We start from the raw sequence: 22,832 nt of genomic DNA, 5'->3' as shown, positions 1-22,832 counted from the left end.
TTTACAAATACTTAGGGCCATGTTTATTCCCAACCTTAGAATCACAAGGAGCAGATTCCAAAAACAGTTCGATGGCTTCTTTAATATTTGTCAGAGCCTCCTCCTGAGTTTTGCCTTGCGACCAGCAACTTTTCAACGATGGGCAATGGGTTACAAAATATCCATCCTCACCATTTTCTAATATTACTTTTACATTCACCTTTATGACTCCCTTTGATTCAAAATTATCCTTTAAGAGTTTTGCCTTAAACTGTTTCCTTAATCAATTCTATAACATTATAAGACATTTGTAAATAGCACATTGACTGATAAGGACTGACATGGCGGGGAGCAGCTTCAAAGCCTGCAATTTATTCTTTTGTTATTTCCTGTGCTGCTGCTTCATATTCTTTCAGGCTGTCTATTTGAGAAAAGAAATTGTCTTTAACTTTTTTATCAACTCCTTTTTCAAACCAAAACCATGTTTTGATTTCTTCAGTTTTGATGTTTTTTCCTGAATCAAATAAATAAGGAATATAAATTTCACAACCTAAATGAGCTTTTGGCGACCCAAAATTCACGTAATAACTACTTGAGACCGTTGCAAAAATATTATAACACCAAAGTTGAGTTCAAAAATATAACAAAATGTTATAGAAAAAGGATGAGATTGCCACACCCCCTGCGGGGGTTCGCAATGACGGCGTGGGCTGTGCGTGGGCGTACCTATCCGTCATTACGAGGAGCGATAGCGACGTGGTAATCTCATCATTATTATATTTTAGGCTGCTACTCGGTATTAATTGGGAAATACTTTTCCCCCATTTTGGGAATTTTGCAACGGTCTCTACTTGGTGAAAGTAGAGTTTACTAATTGCTTTTTTATTTATTATATGTCATAATCCGCATACGTGGAGTGGGTTTCGGCCTACTCATACTGCGGTAAAGTTACGCGTCACTGAAATCAGACAAAAGGGGGGCAGTGGGTTATGAGAATATTAGTAGCGGAGGATGATTTTTCAAGCCGTACAATGTTACAGCGCTTTTTGGATGGTTATGGGGATGTAGATGTTACAGTGAATGGTACTGAGGCTATTGATGCTTTCTCGTTTGCGATAGAGGAGGGTGAGCCATATAATCTGATTTGTCTTGACATCATGATGCCGGAAATCGATGGCTTAAGGGTCTTAAAAAGTATCAGGGAAAAAGAAAAGAGCATAGGAATTACTGTTGAAAACGAGGTCAAAATTGTTATGACTACGGCGCTGGATTCCACAAAGGAGGTATTTGACGCTTTTTACTGGAGCGGTTGTAATGATTACCTTACAAAACCTATTGATCTTCAAAAGCTCGTCGGAATACTTGAGAAATACGGCATAACTAAAGGGTGAACGGCGTCAAAGGACGAAAACTGGCTTAATGGATTGATATTACTTATACATTCCTAAGTAGTTCAATTATATCCTCCGTCAGGTCTTTATAGTCGTCGTCATCAAGAGTTAATATGGATAACATTGGATATATTCAATAAACTGTGTCAAGTGTGAAATCACCTTAAACGGTAATATCCAATTTTAGCCTACCCTCAAAAAATAAAGCAAGTTGAGAGACAGTCTGGCTCCAGTTTCTCAATGGCTGTCTCCATTTTTCTGAGATATTCTGAATTGATAGGTACAAAAGCTTTAAAAGTGCTGTTTCACTGGAGAAGGCTCCTTTGGTTTTTGTGACCTTGCGTATCTGGCGATGAAATCCCTCAATTGCGTTTGTCGTATAGATAAGAGTTCGGATTTCCTGAGGATACTTAAAATAGTTAGAGAGATTGTCCCAATTTGTTTTCCATGACTTTATAACAATCGGGTATTTCTTGCCCCAGGTTGAATCCAGCTCCGAGAGTTTATCTTCGGCAAGCTCTTTTGTCGATGCCTTATAAACCTTCTTTAAATCTTTTAAAAATGCTTTCTGATCTTTTGAGGCTATGTATTTCAGGGAATTACGTATTTGATGGATTACGCAAAGTTGAACCTCTGTCTTAGGGAAAATAGTCGTGATGGCTTCTGGAAAACCTTTAAGCCCGTCCACGCTTGCTATCAAAATATCCTTTACGCCCCTGTTGGATAAATCACTTAGCACCTGAAGCCAGAAGTTCGCTCCTTCGCTTTCGGATATATAGATACCGAGTGCTTCTTGCAACCAGCATAGAATGTTCCCAAAACCTTCCTATCAGAGGTCCTTTTCCCTTTAATGCCGTTTTTAAATTAGACACCATGACTATTTGAGAGAAAACTCTGAAACTCAGGCTGCTCAGTGCCCTGTCAACACTATCAGCTGCTCTTAAACCAAAAAACGGCGAATTAGCAGTTTTAATTACCTGCTCACTTAAAACTTTGTCTGTTTTTATAATGTCTATAATTTCTTTGAAATCCGGCTTAGCTTTCTTAAGCTCTTCTGATATATCTTCAAAAACACTGGGCTGTGAGGGTATTTCTATTGAGTCCACTGATTCTTGTTCGTTATTCATATAACCATCCATTGCTCAACAATTGTCAGTGGCTTTCCTCCATTATATATGCAATAACATCAGTATAGTCCGTTAAAATCTTTTCATCGGCAGGGTCAATCTTTACCCCTTCGTGCAGATATACATTAAGTACACCAAAAAGCTGATTAGCTGTTTTTATTGGGATGCAATAGTGTCCATGTGGAATATTATCAGGCATAAACTCGTGACGATCGTCAATCTTACTTGCAAATACCGTCTCTTGTGTAGATGCTGCCAAGCCGCATAAACATTTACCAACTGGCACATGTTCACAACCAAAACTACCTACTGAGGCTGTGCGTATGAGAATTTTTTTAGTGTCATCAAATAAGTATATGATTCCTCTGTTAGTTACAAAGGTAAGTCGCGGTGTTGCCAGAATCTTTCTAAGCGATTGCTCCAGCTTATCTTTAACAGGCATAGATTTAAACCAAATCTTTTGAATAGCTATTATTATCCTCAGCTTTGTTTCTACCTTATGCCTGTAGAGCGCCAAGGCAATAGAGATAATTAAATCCCGTTGACTATAAGGTTTTACAATATATCCAAACGGTTCTGTTAATTTTGCCCTGTGCATCGTTTCTATATCTGTATGTGCCGTCATATACACCACAGGGATGTTATAGGTTTTAAAGATATATTGTGCTGCACTTGTCCCATCTAATTCACCGGACAGTGTTATGTCCATAAGCACTATATCAGGCATTAGCTCTTCTGCTGCTTTCTTTGCCTCCTCTGCTGAGGGGACTTTCTGAAGCACAGTATAGCCCAGCTTTTTAAGTTTATTTTCTAATTCTAATGCTACTATTTCCTCGTCCTCCACAATAAGAATGCTTGGACCATTATACAGCTTTAAAACCAAATCATCTTTGACATCTGACATTGTACCCTCCTTTTGTAAATTATTTTCCTTTAAAAGTAACTTTTGCTTTGGTTCCGTTTTCGTTTTTAAACTCTACATTACCGAGTAATTGTTTTGTAAGAGCGTTTATTAACACCATTCCTAAGGACTTTGTAGATTTCATATCAAAATCCGATGGAAATCCTACGCCGTTATCTTTCACTTCAAGTATATAATAGTCAGTTTCTTTAAATAAACTAATTAAAATCTCTCCCTCCGTTTTTTCAATAAACGCATGTTTAAGAGCGTTGGACAGTAATTCGTTGAGAATTAAAGCGCATGGTAATGCAGTATCAATTGCAAGCTGTACATTCTCAATATCTATTTTATAACGCAGATTTAACTTATTGTTATGAAGATTAATAAAGCTGGCAATTAAATTTTCTGTATATTCATGGAAATCAATTTGAGATAAATTATCGGTTCCGTACATTTCCTCGTGAACTAACGCCAACGCCTTTATACGATATATAGTTTCTTCAAATGCCTCAAGTGCTGCTTTATCACTGATTTTTTCGGCTTGAAGCCCAATCAGAGCTGAGATTATTTGCAAGTTATTTTTTACTCTGTGGTGTATTTCCTTTAGTAAGGTTGATTTTTCATCCAGATTACGTCTCGTTTGCTCCTCTTCTTTTCTTACTATTGAATAAGATAGTATATTTGCGATAGACTGACAAAAGTTTATATCTTTTACTGAAAAAACTTTGTGTTTGTTACAATGAGCGCACAAGATTCCCCATGGTTTGTCTTTTAAATAAATAAGAACACATAGACCACTTATAATGCCATGATCTAAAAGCATAGACTGAGCCTTAAAACGTGTTTCAGAGGGCAGGTCAGTAACCATTACAGGTATTTTGCTTTTCAAAACAAACCCGGCCTGAGAGTTAATATCGGCGCTCACAGTTGCTCTGCCTACAAGTCCCTCTTTCCAGCCAACGCCGGAAACCAATAAAAGTTTATCACCATCGGGTAGCAACTGCAGCACTTGACAATATCCCACATCAAGTGCTTCGGTAACTTTAAGTACCGCTCTATCCATAAGAATTTGTAAATCATCGCCTGACAGCGCTCTCAAACCAAGCTTAGCTATAAGTTCATGTTGTCTGTCAAAGATACTCAATTCTTTAACGGTTGCGCTTAACTTAATATTTGTATCTATCAGTGTCTGCTCCAATGCCTTCATCTGGGTAATATCATGAGCCGTTGCAAATACTATCTCATCTTCTAAAACAGGTTGTACCAACCACGAAAGATGTCTATACGTACCGTTCTTACATCTGTACCTGTTTTCAAAATTTAAGAGTGGAATTCCCTTTGCGACATTTGCAATTTCTTTCAATGTTATTTCTCTGTCGTCAGGATGTATAAATTCGACAAACGGTTTTGACGTAAGCTCCAAAGCCGTATATCCAAGAGCTTTTTGCATAGAAGGACTCGTTAATTTAAAATATCCATCCACAGTGGCGATAACCAACAATCCTGATGAGAGTTCGAAAAATCTTCTAAAATTATCCTCTGCCTTTTTACGTTCGGTTATGTCAGTGTTTACCCCTATCCACACTTCACCATACTTATTATGAGTAAAAGTTGAAATGGTTACATAACACCAAAAAGTTTTACCAGTCTTTTTAATATTAAGCATTTCACCAGTCCAACAGTTGTGTTGCCTTAAAAATTCCTGTATTTCCGTTGCAGCTTCATTTGGTTTTTTTTCCGTAGGTGCATGAACGATAGATATATTTTTACCAATTAATTCGTCTGTGTCGTAATCAAACATTCGATTATATGCCGGGTTACAGTACACAATGTTTCCATCGGCAGTGCTGACAAGTACGACACCCTCATTTAAATTTGTCATTATTTCACTTTGGAGTTTCAGCTCATCAGATAATTTTTTCTCCTCCGTTATGTTGTGCATCGAGGCAATGGCGCCGATTCTGTTGCCATCATGATCCGTTAGGGGTCTACTGTTTACTAATATGATAAAAGAAGGACGATCTTTGGGCGCTATAACCATTTCATAATTTGTTAAGCCTTCTCCGTTAAGTGCTTTATATAATGGAAGAGCATCCATGGACATTTTTGTTTTTCCATCAGCATGATACAAATTGTAGTAATCTGCCCACTTCTCAGGTGGTAAAGTTTTAGCAGGTAATCCGTGAAATTCCTCAAATGCTTTGTTAAAAAGTTTTAAATTACTATTGTGGTCACACGCAACTATTCCATCCTGTATACAATCCAACACGGCAAGAAGAAATATATTATTTGTTTGAAGTTCATTAATGGTATTAAATAATGTCATACGTGTAGAATGAAGGTTCTCTGTCATATGATTAAAATATTTGGATAGAGCACCAATTTCGTCTTTAGCGTTTATCTCAACTGTTCTGTAATTGAGTCCTTCTGAAATTTTTATAGTCATATCTTTCAGTTTTCTCAAAGGTTTAACGATACGATCGACAATAATGACTAAAATAAGTGTTATCATAGTCAATAAGATTATATAACTTAATATCATCAATTTTTTTATGCGGAACAAAGGTTCTAAAAATTCAGACTTATCAATCTTTATAACAAGCCCCAAATCCATTTTGTATAAATAGTAAGTCGCTCCTAATACTGCTACACCACGGTAATCAAAAAACTCTCTAAACATGCTGGAATTTTTCTGTAATGCCTGAGTTATAAGTAATTTATCATCAGTGTGGAGTACCCTCCGTTTAAAAGCAGCTTCTTTGTCGTGCCTGGTAGGTGTTATAAACAGAGCGTCTCCGTTTGAGTCTCGTTTAGCCAGTACTGTCTCTCCTGTTTTGCCAAGATTTGTGAAATCATTTGTGATTTCAAGAATTCGACTTCCATCCATGATCGCACTAACACTCCCCAATTGTCTGCCATCTAATATTAGTGGACAAGAAAAGTTAAGATCAAGATTACCATCCTCTCCTAAAAAAACGTCAACGATATTGCAACCTTTAAAACCTTTTACTAAAAAAAAATCTTTATTATAATTTTTACCGATTTCCGCTTTGTCTGTTGAAGCTATAACATTACCGGACAGGTCAAACACTGATATTTTGTGGAATGATGGAACACTATTTTTTATTGCAAACAATGTCTCTGTAATTTGCGTTCTCAGAACATCGTTTTTTGTCTCAAGATATTGAACCAATCGCTTTTTTGTAGAGGTCCTGTTTTCAATCATTTTCATGTTATCAATATACCCGTCAAACAGCAAATTAATCCTGAATGCTTGTATTTTTGCCATCATCGTTAAACTGTTTTCTACATCTTTCATTATATGCTGCAGTATCAAGTTATAAATAAAAAAACCGCTTATTAAAATGAGCGGAATTGACACCGCAAGAACAGAAATAATAATTTTATTTCGTATTTTCAAGATTCCTCTTTACAGTATCTTTTCAATGGAGTATGTCACATAGAGCACTCTAAACTTGAGATGCCCACAACAACTTAATTTTATAATAGATTATCAATCTGAGTATGTCAAGGCTATATTTATTTGCTAAGGAGGTGATTCATAGGATGTTGCCTTGTGGTTTTGAAAGGTAAGTTTTCATGTCTTTTAAGACCCTCTGGAGCTCTAATTGTATGTTTTCTATAAAAGTCAGTAACTGTGCCTCATCCTCGCTAAAGTCATTTTTTAATTTGTTAATCAGAAGTTCCATTCTGAAAGATTCACTTTTAAGAGCAGTTGCGCCCACATTTGCAGACATTCCCTTAACCATATGGATTTGTTTTTTTAAGCCCTCCACATTTCTGGCTTTAAACATATCCTTAAGAAGTGCTATCTGAAGCGGTGCATCCTCAATAAAGGCCAGCCACATGTCCCTGAGAACATCTTCATCGTTATTGACCCGCAACAGTGTTTTCTTTATATTTAGCGACATTGCAGAGGTCCTCTGAGAGGGTTGTTGTGAGGGTGTTGTGTGCGGCACAAAAATATCATCCGTATAGGTTGGCTGCTGAGACAACTGTGCCTCAGTCTTTCCCTGTCTGTAGTATGCGTATTTATCTATTAGTTTGTACAAATCATCAGCATTGAACGGTTTTGCAATATAATCTGTTACACCTGCCTCCAGACAGTGCTCCTTGTCTCCTTTGAGTGCATGGGCTGTCATGGCAATTATAGGTACATTTTTATTTATCTCACAATCTTTAGAGCTCCTTATGTACCGCGTTGCCTCTAAACCATCCATCCTCGGCATTTGCACATCCATAAGTACAATATCAAAGCTCAACTTTGTTAGCATATCTATAGCCTCTCGTCCATTTGTTGCAACAACAGGCATATGCCCGCGCTTTTGTAAAAGCGTGACAGCAAGTCTTTGATTTACCACGTTATCCTCGGCTATAAGAATATAGAGAGACTCCCGTACCGACAAATGTCTCAAAAACGGCATATCAGGGCTATTCCAGTTCTCTGCCAGCTTGGACAGTGTTTCCATTAAGTTAGATTTATAAATTGGTTTCACGATAAGCCCGGCAATGCCGTTTTCCCTGCACCGCTTTTCATCCACATGGAAAGCAGATAGCGTAAGGATAATTATTTTAACAGTAGATAATTTTTCTATGGACTTTATTTTTTCTGAAAAAGCAAATCCGTCCATATCTGTAAGATTAAAATCTAAGATAACTATGTCATATGCAGCCGCTGAAAAATTAAGAATTCCAAAACCCTCGTAGCCGCTTAAAGCTGTGTCAGCAGAAAATCCTTCGCTTTTTATCATCTCTGCTATTGCCCTGCAGGAGTCTGGATTACTGTCCACAACGAGTATGTGTCTTTTCTTAAATTCTATTTTTTCCACAGACTGGGGAGCAGGGGGCTTAATAGTTGAAGAAACTAAGAACTTAACTGTAAAGTGAAATGTGCTGCCCTTGCCAAGCTTGCTTTCCACCCATACATCACCGCCAAGGAGTTTCAGTACCTTTTTTACTATCGTAAGCCCAAGCCCTGTGCCCTCGTACTTACTGACGTAATGGTCTCCAACTCGGGTAAAGTTTTCAAAAATCATACCCAGTTTTTCTTTGGGAATTCCTATTCCTGTGTCAGAAATTGAAAAATGCAGCATTTGAGTTTCAGGTGTATCTTTTTTAGAGTGCTGGCCAGCCGGTTCAACCTTTAATTCTATCTTGCCCCATTCTGTAAATTTTAAAGAGTTTCCGGCAAGATTAACCAACACCTGGCTAAGCCTCCCGGCATCTCCCCTTAATGATGTCTGTACGTCAGGAGATATTTCCACATTAAACTCCAGTCCCCTGTTTGATGCTGTAACAGCCATAGGTTCCATGGTGGTCTTTATAAGTGTCAGCAAATTAAAATCAGTTTCCTCTATTTCAATCTTCCCGGCTTCAAGCTTAGAAAAATCCAGCACACGGTTTAAAAGACCAAGCAGGTGTGTGGATGAGTTTTTTACTATAGTGAGATATTCCCTCTGGTCAGCGTCAAGGAGAGTATCCAGCGCAAGTTCGGTCATTCCTATTATGCCGTTTAAGGGGGTGCGCAATTCATGGCTCATGTCAGCCAGAAATGCGCTTTTTGCCTGGTTTGCCGCCTCAGCCGTCTCCCTGCGTCTGACTAATTCAGCAGCAGCTTTTTTAAGCTTTAAAACCTCTTTCTTCAACTTTCTGGTTGTGGCATTAAGCTTAAGATTCCTCTTTCGTACGCTTTCTGCCTCCGGCATGGCTACCAAACTGCCTCCCCCCGTGCTGCTTGATTCATCTGTCACATGTTTTTGTGTACGCTTTTAGAATAACATAAATGGAATTCCCAAAAGAATCGTGCCTGCAAGAATATTTACTAAACTACATGACAACGTCTATGATAATTAAAACGTATGGAATCAGTGATAATCCCGGCATGAAAAAAATACACGTTTCTTTTACCGGCCTTGGGGCAGGCAACATTGGCGATGAGGCAATGTTGAGCGGTTTTTTGTCGCTTTATAAACTGCCTCATGGTACGACTGTTGAGGTCTGGGATAAAAAAGAAAAAGCATTGAGAATTTTTTCGCCGTGTTATGAATTTGTGGATTTCAGGGATGAGGCACTCTGCCGTGCTCTTTGTAAGGAGGCCGGCATGGTGCTTCTTATTGGCTCAACCATTGTGGCTGAGACTGAATCTCTAAGTTGGCCGTTAGAAGTGCTGGGCAACAAGCATATGTTTTGCAAGGAAAACGGAGTGCCGGTTCACGCCGTAGGAGTGGGCGTTGACAAGCTTATAATGCCACAGGCACGTGAGCTTTTTCAGAGAGGGTTTCTTAACTCAATAAGCTCATGGACAGTTAGATCAAAGGTGAGCAGGGAAAACCTGTTAAACCTTGGCGTTAAGCCTGAAAATATCGTAAGTGCGGCAGATTTGGCATGGCTTACTCCCTATAAGAGCACCGATAACGGTTGGGCAAGGGGATTTCTACTTTCAATTGGCATTAATCCTGACATTCCAATTTTAGGAGTAAACGTTGTAAATTCAAGCTTAAACAACCTGCTAAGAGAGCGCATGGCTGAGGTGTTTGACTACGTATCGGGAAAGATGGGTTGGCAGGTTGTGTTTTTCTGTAATGAAATAAGAGATGAAAAGCATTTTGACAGAGCTGCCGCCACATCAATTGCGAAAAGGATGAAAAAGGCTGCCATCATAGTACCCAATGTTTATTTCACTCCGCAGGAGATGATAGCTTTGCTCTCTTTCTGCCATATTACAGTGTCTTTCAGATACCACTTTACGGTGTTTAGCATGTTGGCAGCAACGCTGCCTGTTTCTTTTCAAAGGGCTGAGAAGTTGGCTGAACTTACTGAGGATGTTAACGGTGCCCTGCTTATTACCCCTGATGATATAGTTAACGGCAAACTTTCAGATACAATCATAAACGTTGATGCACATTACGATGAGCTAAAAGCAAAACAACAAGTAAGCGTCTCTGATGTGAAACTGAGGGCGTTTAATAATCTTTATTTCATAAGAGAAACACTTAACAGTTTAGAGATGTCTTTACAAAGTGCAGTATTAGTAGAAAAGCAGCCCGTGCAGATTCTTTGGATAAGGACCGATGACATAGGGGATTGTGTATTGTCTATTGGTATGCTCAGAGAAATCAAACAAGGTTTTGGTAATGTGTGTATTAGTGTCCTTTGCCAAAATCATATCGCTGAGTTATATGAAAGCTGTCCATTTGTTGACAGAATTATTTCATTTGACAAAAAAAGAGCCTGCTCAGACATTGCTTACCAAATGGAGATTATTCAAAAACTGCGCTCACTAAATGCCGACATTGCACTTAACTCTGTCTATTCACGTGAACCAATAACGGATATATTTACTTTACAAAGCGGGGCAAAAGTGACAGTTGGTTTTGACGGTGACCTTGTAAATAACATGACGCCGGAGTTAAGAAAAGAAAATGCTCCACTCTATACAAAACTAATAAAACAATGTGGGACGTCTTTAGCTGAACTGAAGCGGCATGAGGATTTTCTACAAGGCATTGGTCTCATGCCGGGAGCAATTAAACCAGCCATATACCTAACGGAGGAGGATATTACCTATGCTGACAGATTTTTTGCTGAAAACGGGCTAAAAACCTCAACAACAATCGCTTTTTTCCCAGGCGCCTCTCATCCCGGAAAGATTTACAAACAATACCACTTAGCTCTCAATCATTTTAATGGCCTCGATGTTGTTATCCTTGGGGGAGAGGATGTTGAAATGATTATGAAAAAAACAGGAGCCGATTTTAAGGTGAGATTTTTTGATCTTTCTGGCAAAACCACACTCCGGCAGTGTGCAGCAATTATAAGCAGATGCCTAATATACTTTGGTGCGGACTCTGCAGGGGCACACATGTCTTGTGCACTGGGAGTGCCATGTGTGGTAGTGCTTGGAGGAGGGCATGTTGGCCGCTTTTTTCCTTACAACAAATCCACCACCACAGTTAGTGTTCCACTTGAGTGCTATGGTTGCAATTGGCAGTGTAAGTATAATGTGTGTCATTGTGTGGATGCAATATGTTACGAGATGGTGTGTGAGGCGCTCAAATTGGCTATAGAAGACGCACAGTTCAGCCGCAACAAGTGTAGGGTGTTTTTACAGGGTAAAACTCTGTATCAGGAGACAGGGTACAGACCGGGGTGGAAATGGCTTAGCATGGTTGGACTACCGGATTTTGGCGAATTTGTATACTTTAGCGGTACAGGTACTGCAGCCTCAGATGGCAATATGGTTAAGAGACTTTCCAGAAGAGGCATAGAGTGGATGCGCTTTTTGGTGTTTAAGCTAAAGAGATGGAGGTTATTTTAAAGGCAGAATAAGGATTTTCCAGCAGATTTCCACAGATTTATATTTTTTCATCTGCATTCATCTGCTGATTAATCTTTTTTCTGAAGCACATATAGGACTCTGTGCTTACTCCCTTTCTCTTAAAAAATTTGCCACATCCTTATCCGTATGTCGGATATGCTTAACAAGCCAGTCAACAGCCTGATTCTGTGTAGCTGTGATAATTAGCTCAGTTGCGCCCTCTTTGTCAAAAAGCCTCTTAAGAGACGAATAACTTTTAAGAAACTTCATATGCTCCTCCTTGTGTTCATCGTAACGGGGATACTTGTGTTTAATCATATAGGACTCCTCAGCGTTGAAGTGATCTATGACATATCCGCCGAAAAACCTCAAAAGTTTGTCCAACTCTTGTTCTTTTTCCTCATCTGTCATGGTCAATAAAGTGTTTATTCTCGCAATGATCTCCTTATGTTGTTTATCAAGCAGCTCTACCCCTGTCGAAAGACTCTCATCCCAGTATATTTCCACCTTTAACCTCCTCATTACTTAAATTTGACCGCAACACAGTTAAAGAAATGACCCATATATTCATAATTATCCTGCACAACGCCAAATACAATGCGTTTTTGCTAACCCTCACTGCCTACATGCCTGAATACTTCATTATACAACAAATCGGCAATCATTTTATAGCCCTCAGTGGAAAGATGCAAACCATCATTTGAATACTGAGGGGCAAGAGCAAGTGTGTTTTTTTCACAGGTTGCGCTAAAGAGGTCTATACAGGGAAAGTCCATCTCCTTTGACCTTTGAATAATCATAGAGTTGAGTGCCAGCCGCGGAGCAATTGCAGAATCAAACCCCCTTATGGATGGCACAGTTACGGCAACAGGGGTTATGCCGTTAGTTTTACTCTTCTGGTACATAGCGTTGAGATTTTCCACTGCCTCGTTTACGGATACGCCCCAGCCCAGATCGTTAGTGCCGCCTAAAATTACAACATAATCAGGCCGCATCTCTAAAACATCCCTGTCAAAGCGTTCCAGCATATCGGATGTCAGCTCGCCGCTTATCCCCCGCACTATGAACTCAGCTTTAAAGTGCACTTTTTCCTTTAGAAAATCGGTATAGGGAGTTTCAACATACCACGGCTCTTCATATGTGGGCGATTGAAAGCCCACAGTCAGGCTGTCCCCAAATGCTATTATCGTTATCTTCATGGTGTTATACAAACAGTTGTAAACTTTTTTTTATTTATTTTTAAAATATATAAATTCTATAATTTTTTTATTGCAAAATGCAATAACCTTTGTTATAATCTCTCCGTATAGCGCCTGAGTGTTCAGGTAAGCGTGGCATTTACCAAACAAAGGAGGAAAATTTAATGACAAAGGCAGAATTAATTGATCAGATCGCAAAAGAGGCAGGTCTGACTAAAGGGGACTCGGCTAAAGCTCTGGACTCTACAACCAATGCTATTATCAATGCGCTAAAGAGTGGACAGAAGGTCACTTTTATAGGATTCGGTACTTTTTCCATATCAACGAGAAAGGCAAGAGAGGGGCGCAACCCAAGGACAGGTGCCGTGCTTAATATACCTGAGGCCAAGGTTCCCAGATTTGTCCCTGGTAAGGCGTTTAAGGATGCAGTAAATAGTAAGTAATTACATGGCAATTGCATCATGGCAATTGCATCGCTAAGGGGTAATATGACAGGCAGTTTTTGTATAGATTAGGAGGGTTTAGCTGGTTTGGTTTCAGATGGTGGTCGATGTTCTTTTGAGATTTTATCATGGAGATAAAAATGAGATATCTTTTTAGCGAAAAGACGGTCAGGGTTGTAATAGCAATGCTTTTGTTTCTGCTCCTGTCTAATTTTGGGTGTGTCTGGTACTCTGATACGCCTACATTTACGCCATTTGATGACAGAGGGTGGGGTCCAAATGCTATAACGTGGAACGGCAGGGATTTTATTATAGGTGACAGATCTATTTATTACAATATACGTTTTCTCGACGTGCTTCCAGTTGAGGATTTCAGCAAAACAAGAATTTTAAATTTTATGCTTGAAAAGTTCCCTGTTCCAATTCCTAAATTCGTAAACATTTGCGGTCTTGCATGGGAGGGTGACTGCTGTGACAATGGGTATCTATGGATTGCCGACTCTCTGAGTAAAGAAATCTTTAAACTCAGCATGCAAAACAACAGTATTGTAAAGACCCTTTTATCTCCAGGCGATAAACCAAACGGATTGGCTTTTGATGGCGAATTTCTTTGGGTTGCCGATGCAGGTACCTCAAAAATCTATAAAATTTCGCCCGCTACCGGTAAAGTTACAGATGAGTTTTTCTCGCCAGTCAGAGAACCCACAGGCTTGTCATGGGATTGTGCTAAACCAGGTCTCTGGGTGCTGGGGCACAATTCATGCAATTCCGCCTCGTATGGCGATTGCGTAAAGGTTGATCTGGTGAAATTGAATGTAAAGTCCGGGAAAATTGTGCAAAGAGCAGATTTGCCCTCCCTTGTCAAGAGGCCGTCAGACGTGGTTTGGGTTGACGGTGATTTGTGGGTTTCAGACTATATCGTAAACCGCATCTACAGGATTACATCTTTGGGGATATATGATGTCAAAGATGACACAGTTTACAAATCTGCGATAACGGCAAAACGTGTGGATCTTCTAAAGAAGGCAGAATCCGTTGACAACGCTACAGTTTCAGACAACATAAGCAAGAGGGGAGCGGAGATTCAACCTCTGGACTATAGAGAGAATGTTCACAAAAGCGAAAACTTATCAAAGAAATCCTCCAGTGATGAGTTACCTGACAACTAGTCTTTGATAAGTATTGTTGGTTTTTAATAATCCGCAGTCTCTAAAAAGAAAGAAATGCGGCTTAGATGTCTGTTATAAGCTGTAGATAAAATGCCCTGTGCCAGTTGGCCGGTCACATTGTTTATGGGATTTGGATTGATTAACAGTGTTTTGATATTCGGGGATACATATGGAAATATTTATTGGGGAGTTCCGAATGAACTTATATAAAGTGTTTTTGGTTTTGCTTCTTATAGTTTTTTTGCCGCAACAAGCTGTAGCTGAGCACTATGCTTTGTTGGTTGGAGTGAAAGAGTATGATGATAGTAGTTTAAATCTTCAGGGTCCTGAAAATGATGTCAACAGTTTAAAAGAACTGTTGACAGGAAATTATGGTTTTCACAGAAAAAATATTGAATCAATTTTAAGCAGGAACGCGTACAAAGCGAATATAATTGCACATTTAAGAAAATTACAAAAAACTACACAGAGCGGTGATTACATATTTCTTTACTTCAGTGGCCACGGTACAAGTGCATTTGATCCTGAATTTAAAACGCTGGACACTACTACGGGGGCTATTGTGCCTTTTGATTTTAAGTTAGACCGTGCATCGCCGCAAACGATGATGGACTCTTTAATTATAGGTAAAAGAGATATATTCCCTGTGCTGAAAGAATTAGAGCATGACAGGAGAGTGTTTGTGGTTTTTGACGCCTGTTTTTCTGGAAATGCTGTAAGAAGCCTTGGAGCTGTAGAAGCCTCAAATACTCTTGGAAAATCCAAATATATAAACACCGGTTTAACTGCAGAGGCGCATTCCAGCTCCTCAAAACCAGCCGCAGCGTATCCGTATAAAAATGTTCTCTATATCTCTGCTTCAGATAAAACTGAAACGGCTCGTGATTTATCCACTGGCTCAGATGGCCTTGCCCATGGAGCTCTTACTGACACCATGATAATTGGCCTGAAAGGTGCTGCCGATACAAACAATGACGGTGTAATAACTTATGAAGAGCTCTATAACTATCTGAGGCGAAATGTGTCTAAAGATTATGGCCAAACTCCTCAGTTATTGCGAAATAAAGCATTTGATATAAATCTTCCGGTATTTGATAATACGAAATTTAAAGAAGAAGCGTACTTTGCTCCTCAAGCGGTAAAAGAAGACTCAAATTTACCCAGAGTGAAGATTGTTCAAGATTATGATGACTTAGGCAGGTTATTTCCTGCTGACCTGAGCGTAGTTAATGGCACTGCCTATGACGATGAAAAATATGACTTAATGATTGTGCGGGATGGTATGAGGTATTTGCTTGCTCTTCCCAACGGAGATTTATTGTGCAGCATAGATGTCAAACGCAAGCAGGATGTTGTAAACACTGTGAAAAGATATTTTAAGGGCAGGGAGCTTCTCAGGCTGAAAAACCCGAATCAGAAGTTTAATGTATGGCTAAACGTTGGTGATGTGGAGGGCAGGACAGTGTTTTTTGAGGATGAGACAATAGATTTCACGATAAAAAGTGAATCGGATGCCCATCTTCTTCTGCTTAATATAAACCCCGATGGGTTTGTGACTGTTCTGTTGCCTGACAAAAATGTTCCCACTGCTCCCATAAAGCGTGATGTACCCATAGAGCTGAGGGATCTTGGGAAAGTAGGGGCACCGTTTGGTACGGAATATATAAAGGTGTTTGCGTTTAAGAATGAGGTTAAGGGATTGCCAAAACTAATTAATAAAACACTGATGGATCCCTTAGGTTCTGATTTTGCTGGACTTTTACAGATGATAAAGCACGAACAGGGGTGGTCTGAAACCAGTACAGAGATGGTTACAAAAGAGAAACAACGTTAAGCCTGATAGGGAGGAATTGCAGAGATGGTATTTATGAGGAATGTTACATTGCTGTTTATGGCTGCGGCAATAGCTGTGGTGTGTTGTGCAAATACGTCATTATATGCATCAGAAGACTCCGGAGGCTTTTTACAGAGCATAGAGAACCCTACATCATCCGGGCAGGATTCGAGGCCGGAGGCGGTCTCTAAGGACAATAAATGTGAAGTGGCACCACAAGTAAACTTTATAGATACGTCGTCATTTGATGAGGAATTCTCTGCAGCACTAAAGAAAAAATGTGATAACGTAACCGTGAAATTTCTCACTCCAACCCAGACCAATAAGATTCCTGGAAGGTTGGATAAATGGTTTTCCAGGGTTGTGAAATATGGCGGAACTGTAAAAGCTGAGATAGACCCTGAGGTTGATGAAGGGAGGAGCATCTTTGGCATCATATTTGACTTCATATCTACTATTGCTGCTGAAATCAAAGAGAACGCTTTGTACGGGCCTGTGGAAAACTATAATGCAATAATTTTTTATCAAAAAAGTACGGGGGATATAACTCGTGTATTTTTTAAACACAAATAAGAACGCTGTATCATCTAACAACATCATAAGGGCATTTGTTTTAAGGATTTTATTTTTACTAATAGTTTTTGTTTTTTCTGTTTCAGGTATATATGCCGGCCAGTCGGTTATTGTGGAGTCTGAGGGCAGCGCATGTGTTGAAAGAGGCAGAGGCTACAAGGAGGCGGAAAAGCAAGCTTTAGAAAATGCAAAAACAAAGGCAAGAGAGATTGCTGTTAATCACACAGATAACCAGGCATTGAAAGATAGTTATAAGGATGCAGAAGTAACAATCATAAAAGCAGAGCCTTTGAAGTGGGCTAACAAAGGTAAGACAAAATGTGCTGTTGCTGAAATAGAAGCTGAGCTAAGTCCTCGCATGAGAACGATTTTCAAAAATAAGGATGCCGATTATAATGTTAACGAACCGCCAAAAACAGAGGTAAACACTGCTGAAGATGCGCCCTTAGTTGTATCAATCACCACGGACAAGAGAGTCTATGGCGGTAAAGAACAAATAAAGGTCTATCTCAGAGGAAATAAAGCGTTTTATGCGAAAGTTATATATGAAGACTCTAAGGGAGGGAGCTTACAGCTTTTACCAAATCCATACAGAACGGACATTCTCTTTGAGGCTGGTAAGCAGTATGAGATACCATCTTCTCAGGATGCGTTTGTATTTGAGGTATCCCCTCCTTTTGGAAAAGAGAAAATCACTGTTTATGCTGCCACACATCCGCTTGGAGATATAGTGCTTAACCCTCTTGGCGGTGTATATGAGGTAAAAACATCCTCCTCTGAAATACCACGAAAGCTCAGGGGTGTTAAGATTAAAAAAATCACTACAGCAGCGGCATCTGAAACTCAGGGAACCTCAGGCATATCTGAAATGTACGAGGATACTGTTCACATAACAACTCAGCAACAGTAATACATGTGCGAGATAATTGACTAAATGGCTTAATTGCTGTAACATATAATTAGAGGTGGAGTTTGTAGTATTTTTGTAATATCGGTATTTGTTTGATAAGGTATTAAAGGAGGGAACTATGAAGAGGCATTTTAAGGCATTTACGGCAGTTTTGTGTCTGCTTCTCTTAGTTATGGTATCAGCAGCTGTTGGCGCTGGCAGAGGCGTAACAATAAAAATAAAAGACGATAGCGGAAAAGAAGTAAACCTTTATGGCGAAAGCCATGCGCTTGTAATCGGTGTTTCTGACTATCAGTCTGGCTGGCCTAAATTACCTGGGGTAGCAGGTGACGTGGAGGTTGTCAAAAAACTTTTGGTTGGGCAGGGGTTTGAAGTTGTTACCGTCATGAATCCCGAGAGGGATAAACTTTTAAGGGCTTTCGATGACTTTATTCAAAAGTATGGTTCAAAAACCGAAAACAGGCTGCTGTTTTATTTTGCAGGCCACGGCCATACTGTAAAGAAGTCCTATGGCGAGGATATGGGATACATTGTACCGGTGGATGCACCAAGGCCTGATAAAAACAGAGCAGGTTTTCTGGCAAAGGCCATTGATATGCAGCAAATAGAATCTTTTGCTAAAAGAATTGACGCTAAACATGCGTTGTTTCTCTTTGACAGTTGTTTTTCAGGCTCTATTTTTGATATGACGCGTGCTGTGCCTGAAAGTATTTCTTATAAGGCCTCAAGGCCAGTGCGGCAATTTATCACTTCAGGGGCAGCAGATGAGCCTGTGCCGGATAAGAGTATCTTTTTGGAGCAATTTAAGGCGGCTTTAGAGGGCTCAGCTGCTGATAAAGACGGCTATATAACAGGCACGGCATTGGGTGAGTATTTGCAAAACACCGTCACTAATTACTCTAAGGGTACACAGCATCCGCAATACGGTAAAATCAGAAACTCTAAGCTTGATAAGGGCGACTTTGTTTTCAAAGTAGCTGTTGCCCCACCGCCACCCAGCACCGATTCAAAGTCAGAGGGGGCGAAATTCACTCTGGATGACTTAAAAAATAATCGTGAATCTGAATCTTATCATGCAAAAAAGCTTGAGGAGATGAAAAGTGCGTTTAATGAGCTTAAACCCTATTTACAAACTGAATCCAAAGTGGATAATAAAATAACTGCCCTGACAAGGTTTAAAGATGCTTTTTCAGGAGAGGGGGAATTCTCAGTAGAAGCAAAGGTAATTCTTGATGAGGTTAAAACAATGCTTGAAAAATTTGCAAAGGTAAAATATTCACTTGCGGATGAACCTAAGCCAGAACCTAAGCAGACTCCTAATAAAGAGGAAAAGAAATCACAACAGAACAGTAGTAACGGGATAGGAGATCTTGGCACATTTAAAAAATATAGCGGTGACTAAAAAGGCATTAATCAGGGGGATTAATAGTTTATAAATGTCGTATGTGCCTTGAAGTCATAGGTGATGTGTTAAGTCACGGATGTTAGTGTGACAGCGGATGAGTATTTCATGGGTGAAGCACTTAAAGAGGCGACTCTAGCCTTAGCTTTTGGGGATGTGCCTGTAGGGGCTGTGATAGTGGATCGTGATGGCACAATAATCTCAAGGGCTCACAATACAAAGGAACAGTTAAGAGATCCGACAGCCCATGCTGAAACCTTAGCAATAAGAGATGCGTGCCGTATTACAGGAGACTGGAGACTTACGGGCTTAACGCTTTATGTGACAAAAGAGCCCTGTATAATGTGTGCCGGGGCGATATTAAATGCCCGTTTGAGCCATCTGGTTTATGGTGCAACTGATACAAAAGCGGGTGCTGTTAATTCAATTTATAATCTGCTAAATGACGCAAGGTTAAATCACAGAGTTGCGGTTACCTCTGGCATTTTACAAGGGGAATGTACGATAATACTTAAAGAATTTTTTGAATCGTTAAGGAGAGGTTGCCGAGCGGTTTAAGGCGGCGGTCTCGAAAACCGTTGTGGGGTAACTCACCGGGGGTTCGAATCCCCCCCTCTCCGCTCCATATAAGTCGCTTCTATAAAAAGTTTTTAAAAGGGTAACTATTGTTGACTATTGTTGACTACAAAATTACCCTTTTGTTACTCCAACCGCTATTTTAGACTGCCAGTAAGTATCACTTATGTTCAAATCAACGCAGCTGTCATACTCTTTTAACTGCCCTGTTCCAAAGGCGCTATTTGTAAAGTTTTTGTATCCTATCACATTTTGACTGTGAAGCATGGAATTTGAGGCATATAGTAAGTAAGAAAACTCTTGACAACGTAGATTTTTGAATGGTATATTTTACAGACTAAACCGTTAGTCATTGGTGAGCGAGGCAGAGTAACAAAAAATGGAGGAATGAGGGGATGGCCTGGGAATGTCTGGAATGCAAAAGGTTCGTGCCGAGTACGCTTGAAGTTTGTAAATGCGGGTATAGTAGTGTTACGAAACAAAGTGTAAAAGAAGTTGAGAAAATAAAGTCAGATAAAGCAAAAGAAGCATCTGTCCTGATTGTTGAGTTAAAGACTAAAAGTGAAATTGAAAAGAAGGTAATTGGTGCATTAGAGCAAACAAATACATTTAATTGCCCGAAATGTAATTCAGAAATTATTAAGTCTATCCCGCTTGTTTATAATGAAGGAATACAAAACGTCAGCCTAACCTCAAATGTAACAATGATGAATTTTTCAGGAAGCGGAGGGATCAGCATAGGAACTGCTGCATCCGGCGGGCAGATGTCCTCCATGTTAACGGGGAAAATAGCACCACCGGATCTAATAAAGATATTAAAAAATGATTTAGAATCAAGAAAGAATTCAAGTATAGTTATTTTTTTTGTCTTTCATTTTCTATTATTGTTTGTCAGTGCCGATATATATGCAAAAACGAATGAACCTGCTATTTTTATATTCCTATTCATCACATTACCTATAGGCTTATGGTTATTATTTTCTTTTATTAACAAAAAAATAGAACCAAAAAGAATAGATAGAAAAAACTATTTGCGGCAATATTATGAGGAAGCGTTAAAAATATGGCAGAATTCATTTTTATGTCAAAGATGCGGAAATGTGTTTTTGAAGGTTTAAATGATCTTGAAGAAAGGATTCGGGAAAATTATTTGGTGTGTAATATTTGGGATATATGGATTAAGTATGCTTTTTGTAGGAAATTTTGCTGGAGGTCTTTTTTTTACTGCTGTAGCAGTTACATTGTTTATCTTGGGAGTGCGACAGGCAAATAATGCAGAATTAACAAAACAAAAAAGTCTTTCTGTTAATCTAAAAAAACAAGGTTTAGCGAGAGAGCATAATATTTCTGCGTGGGCAAAGGTTTTTGAAAAGACAATCGAAGATAAATATCTTTCTGAAGAAGAATTTTTAGAATTAGAGGAACTTCAAAAAAGATTAGGACTTACAGACGCAGACACCAAAAAATATTGGAAAAGGGTTAATTTTAAGGTTGTTGAAACTGAACCGTTGACGCCTGCAGTAGTAAATAAAAGTGTCTTAGACTTTTTGACAAATACATCCATTGTGGTTCCAACGAAAAACGTGGTTTATAAAAGTATTGAGGACTTTTTACCTGATATTTCAGGCTGGATATTAACTGTAAGTTTTGGTAAATCATCTTCAAACAATTTTGCACAAGTGCTTTCAAGCATTCAGATCCATCCAGGTTATCAACTAAAACAAGGTCCCAACAAAGAAGAAATCCATGAGTTGAATTTTAATGCAGAGGAAATACTTCAATTCGATGAACTATGGTTAAGAATCAAAAATTGGAAGTCAACAATTGTAAAGATAAACAATGAAATAATTGACAAAAGGGATATTTCAAAGTTGCTTATTTGCTACAGAGATAAACTCAAACAAAAGATTACTAATCCTTTATTTTGCTTTGGAGCAAGTCCTTATACGTATAATCTGTTTGGATGTCATAGAACGATGATTCGTGATGGTGCCGGTACATTATCTCAATGCTGGTATGATTTGGGGAAATTTATAAATAACAACGTCTTTCAAGTGAATAAAGAAGAAATTGCTGGTAAACTTATTAAAGAGATTTATCCATATCGGATATGCCCTGCATTAAGGAGGGATAAAATTATCAGAGGATATAACATAATACCATCAAAAATTGATATTTCAAAAGAACAGGGATGGAGCATTGATAACAATTATGACGGGAAAAGAAGGCTGTTTCCAACAATAAAATATACACAGAGAAAAATTAGTGAAGTATCCAGCGGAAATTTCAATATTAGTTTAAGTGCATATATGTCAATGCCTAATTATGAAGAAAGCATTTCTCCTCAATTTAAACATATTTTAGACATAGAAAAAAGCGGGGCAAAAAGGTAACGCCAAAAGAGTAAATCTCACCTGTTTTTTAACAGTTTTTTCCTGGCCGTAAAACTTAAAGAAAATTACTAAAAAAAACTTATTATGGTATAGGGAAATGCCTTCTGAATGTAACCTGTTGTGTTAAAATAATACCAAAAGCCTTTTTATAAGGTTTTAAGAAAATCAGAAAGGGAGGAAATTATGTCAAGTTTTGTGTTTGTATTAACAAGGGGAATGGAGGATCCAACGCGTGTGTGTAGAGCTCTTCAGCTTGCTAAAGTAGCTAAGGAAAAAGGCCACGACGTTGAAATATTTTTAACGGATGATGCTGTTTTTCTGGCTAAACAAGGGTTAATAGACCATGTAATAGCACCAACCGGTGATGAGGCTATCTCACATTTAGGTTATCTTATGGCCAACAATGTAACGATTCACGTTTGCACACCCTGTGCAGAAACAAGGCAGGTACTTGAGGGAGACCTTATTGAAAATGCCAGGTTTGGTAAAGCTCCGTATCTTATTGATTTAGCTGAAAAATCAACTGTATTCACTTTTTAGCTTGTAACTTGATGTAGCTCGCTAAAAACATTATATTAGAATTTAATTTCATCTGCC

At 39.0% G+C, this 22,832-nt stretch carries 21 protein-coding genes and 1 tRNA gene; 13 read left to right on the top strand and 9 right to left on the bottom strand.

Annotation, left to right across the window (positions count from 1 at the left end; translation table 11 throughout):
• Position 1 precedes the first annotated feature (1 nt).
• Entirely contained in the window at positions 2–199 is a 198-nt protein-coding gene (locus HQK88_15505) for a type II toxin-antitoxin system HicB family antitoxin (GenBank protein MBF0618207.1), read from the bottom strand.
• A gap of 151 nt (positions 200–350) precedes the next feature.
• Entirely contained in the window at positions 351–560 is a 210-nt protein-coding gene (locus tag HQK88_15500) for a hypothetical protein (GenBank protein MBF0618206.1), read from the bottom strand.
• 408 nt (positions 561–968) lie between these two features.
• Between HQK88_15500 and HQK88_15495 the strand changes: the two genes are divergently transcribed.
• A complete protein-coding gene (locus HQK88_15495; protein ID MBF0618205.1) occupies positions 969–1,370 on the top strand; it encodes a response regulator in 402 nt (133 codons plus the stop codon).
• Between the two features lie 163 nt (positions 1,371–1,533).
• On the opposite strand, the gene HQK88_15490 is transcribed toward HQK88_15495, so the two are convergent.
• The 5 genes from HQK88_15490 to HQK88_15470 all read right to left on the bottom strand — a co-directional run bounded on the left by HQK88_15490 (position 1,534) and on the right by HQK88_15470 (position 9,124).
• Positions 1,534–2,169, bottom strand: a complete 636-nt coding sequence (locus HQK88_15490) for an IS256 family transposase (GenBank protein ID MBF0618204.1) — start codon at positions 2,167–2,169, stop codon at positions 1,534–1,536.
• Complete coding sequence (locus HQK88_15485; protein MBF0618203.1) at positions 2,099–2,497, bottom strand: HDOD domain-containing protein; 399 nt, start codon at positions 2,495–2,497, stop codon at positions 2,099–2,101. Before HQK88_15485 ends, HQK88_15490 begins: the two co-directional genes overlap by 71 nt.
• Positions 2,498–2,522: 25 nt before the next feature.
• A complete protein-coding gene (locus HQK88_15480; protein MBF0618202.1) occupies positions 2,523–3,401 on the bottom strand; it encodes a response regulator in 879 nt (292 codons plus the stop codon).
• Between the two features lie 19 nt (positions 3,402–3,420).
• Positions 3,421–6,717 (bottom strand): PAS domain S-box protein, encoded by a 3,297-nt coding sequence (locus HQK88_15475; GenBank protein MBF0618201.1) that lies wholly within the window; start codon positions 6,715–6,717, stop codon positions 3,421–3,423.
• Between the two features lie 241 nt (positions 6,718–6,958).
• A complete protein-coding gene (locus HQK88_15470) occupies positions 6,959–9,124 on the bottom strand; it encodes a response regulator (protein ID MBF0618200.1) in 2,166 nt (721 codons plus the stop codon).
• Between the two features lie 137 nt (positions 9,125–9,261).
• Here HQK88_15470 and HQK88_15465 point away from each other — a divergent pair, with 137 nt between their 5' ends.
• Entirely contained in the window at positions 9,262–11,736 is a 2,475-nt protein-coding gene (locus HQK88_15465; protein ID MBF0618199.1) for a polysaccharide pyruvyl transferase family protein, read from the top strand.
• A 105-nt stretch (positions 11,737–11,841) separates the two neighbouring features.
• Here the strand turns inward: HQK88_15465 and HQK88_15460 are convergent, their stop codons facing one another.
• Together HQK88_15460 and HQK88_15455 are read right to left on the bottom strand one after the other, a co-directional pair.
• Positions 11,842–12,243 (bottom strand): hemerythrin family protein, encoded by a 402-nt coding sequence (locus HQK88_15460; protein ID MBF0618198.1) that lies wholly within the window; start codon positions 12,241–12,243, stop codon positions 11,842–11,844.
• A 101-nt stretch (positions 12,244–12,344) separates the two neighbouring features.
• Positions 12,345–12,935, bottom strand: coding sequence for a hypothetical protein (locus HQK88_15455; protein MBF0618197.1), 591 nt, complete (start codon positions 12,933–12,935; stop codon positions 12,345–12,347).
• Positions 12,936–13,099: 164 nt separating this feature from the next.
• On the opposite strand from HQK88_15455, the gene HQK88_15450 reads away from it, so the two are divergent.
• The 11 genes from HQK88_15450 to HQK88_15400 all read left to right on the top strand — a co-directional run bounded on the left by HQK88_15450 (position 13,100) and on the right by HQK88_15400 (position 22,775).
• On the top strand, positions 13,100–13,378 hold the full coding sequence (locus HQK88_15450; protein ID MBF0618196.1) for an HU family DNA-binding protein: 279 nt from the start codon (positions 13,100–13,102) through the stop codon (positions 13,376–13,378).
• A 140-nt stretch (positions 13,379–13,518) separates the two neighbouring features.
• Entirely contained in the window at positions 13,519–14,547 is a 1,029-nt protein-coding gene (locus tag HQK88_15445; GenBank protein MBF0618195.1) for a hypothetical protein, read from the top strand.
• Positions 14,548–14,743: 196 nt separating this feature from the next.
• Positions 14,744–16,381 carry a caspase family protein gene (locus tag HQK88_15440; protein MBF0618194.1) on the top strand — a complete coding sequence of 546 codons (1,638 nt, stop codon included), beginning with the start codon at positions 14,744–14,746 and terminating at the stop codon, positions 16,379–16,381.
• Between the two features lie 24 nt (positions 16,382–16,405).
• The gene (locus HQK88_15435; GenBank protein ID MBF0618193.1) at positions 16,406–16,954 is read left to right on the top strand and encodes a hypothetical protein; all 549 of its coding nucleotides are present in this window, start codon (positions 16,406–16,408) and stop codon (positions 16,952–16,954) included.
• Positions 16,932–17,864: a DUF4384 domain-containing protein gene (locus tag HQK88_15430; GenBank protein MBF0618192.1), complete on the top strand. Its 933-nt coding sequence runs from the start codon at positions 16,932–16,934 to the stop codon at positions 17,862–17,864. Before HQK88_15435 ends, HQK88_15430 begins: the two co-directional genes overlap by 23 nt.
• 118 nt (positions 17,865–17,982) lie before the next feature.
• The gene (locus HQK88_15425) at positions 17,983–19,266 is read left to right on the top strand and encodes a caspase family protein (protein ID MBF0618191.1); all 1,284 of its coding nucleotides are present in this window, start codon (positions 17,983–17,985) and stop codon (positions 19,264–19,266) included.
• A 108-nt stretch (positions 19,267–19,374) separates the two neighbouring features.
• A complete protein-coding gene (locus tag HQK88_15420) occupies positions 19,375–19,824 on the top strand; it encodes a nucleoside deaminase (protein MBF0618190.1) in 450 nt (149 codons plus the stop codon).
• A tRNA-Ser gene (locus HQK88_15415) sits at positions 19,802–19,886 on the top strand. The genes HQK88_15420 and HQK88_15415 overlap by 23 nt, the downstream gene beginning before the upstream one ends.
• Positions 19,887–20,237: 351 nt before the next feature.
• Positions 20,238–20,960, top strand: a complete 723-nt coding sequence (locus HQK88_15410) for a hypothetical protein (protein ID MBF0618189.1) — start codon at positions 20,238–20,240, stop codon at positions 20,958–20,960.
• A 6-nt stretch (positions 20,961–20,966) separates the two neighbouring features.
• Positions 20,967–22,235 (top strand): hypothetical protein, encoded by a 1,269-nt coding sequence (locus HQK88_15405; GenBank protein MBF0618188.1) that lies wholly within the window; start codon positions 20,967–20,969, stop codon positions 22,233–22,235.
• A gap of 183 nt (positions 22,236–22,418) precedes the next feature.
• Positions 22,419–22,775 (top strand): DsrE family protein, encoded by a 357-nt coding sequence (locus tag HQK88_15400; GenBank protein ID MBF0618187.1) that lies wholly within the window; start codon positions 22,419–22,421, stop codon positions 22,773–22,775.
• The last annotated feature ends 57 nt before the right edge of the window (positions 22,776–22,832 follow it).

This window comes from Nitrospirota bacterium, from assembly GCA_015233895.1.
Lineage (GTDB): Bacteria > Nitrospirota > Thermodesulfovibrionia > Thermodesulfovibrionales > Magnetobacteriaceae > Magnetomonas.
The sequence above is the reverse complement of the archived record's forward strand: the minus strand, read 5'-3'. Positions and strand labels throughout refer to the sequence as shown.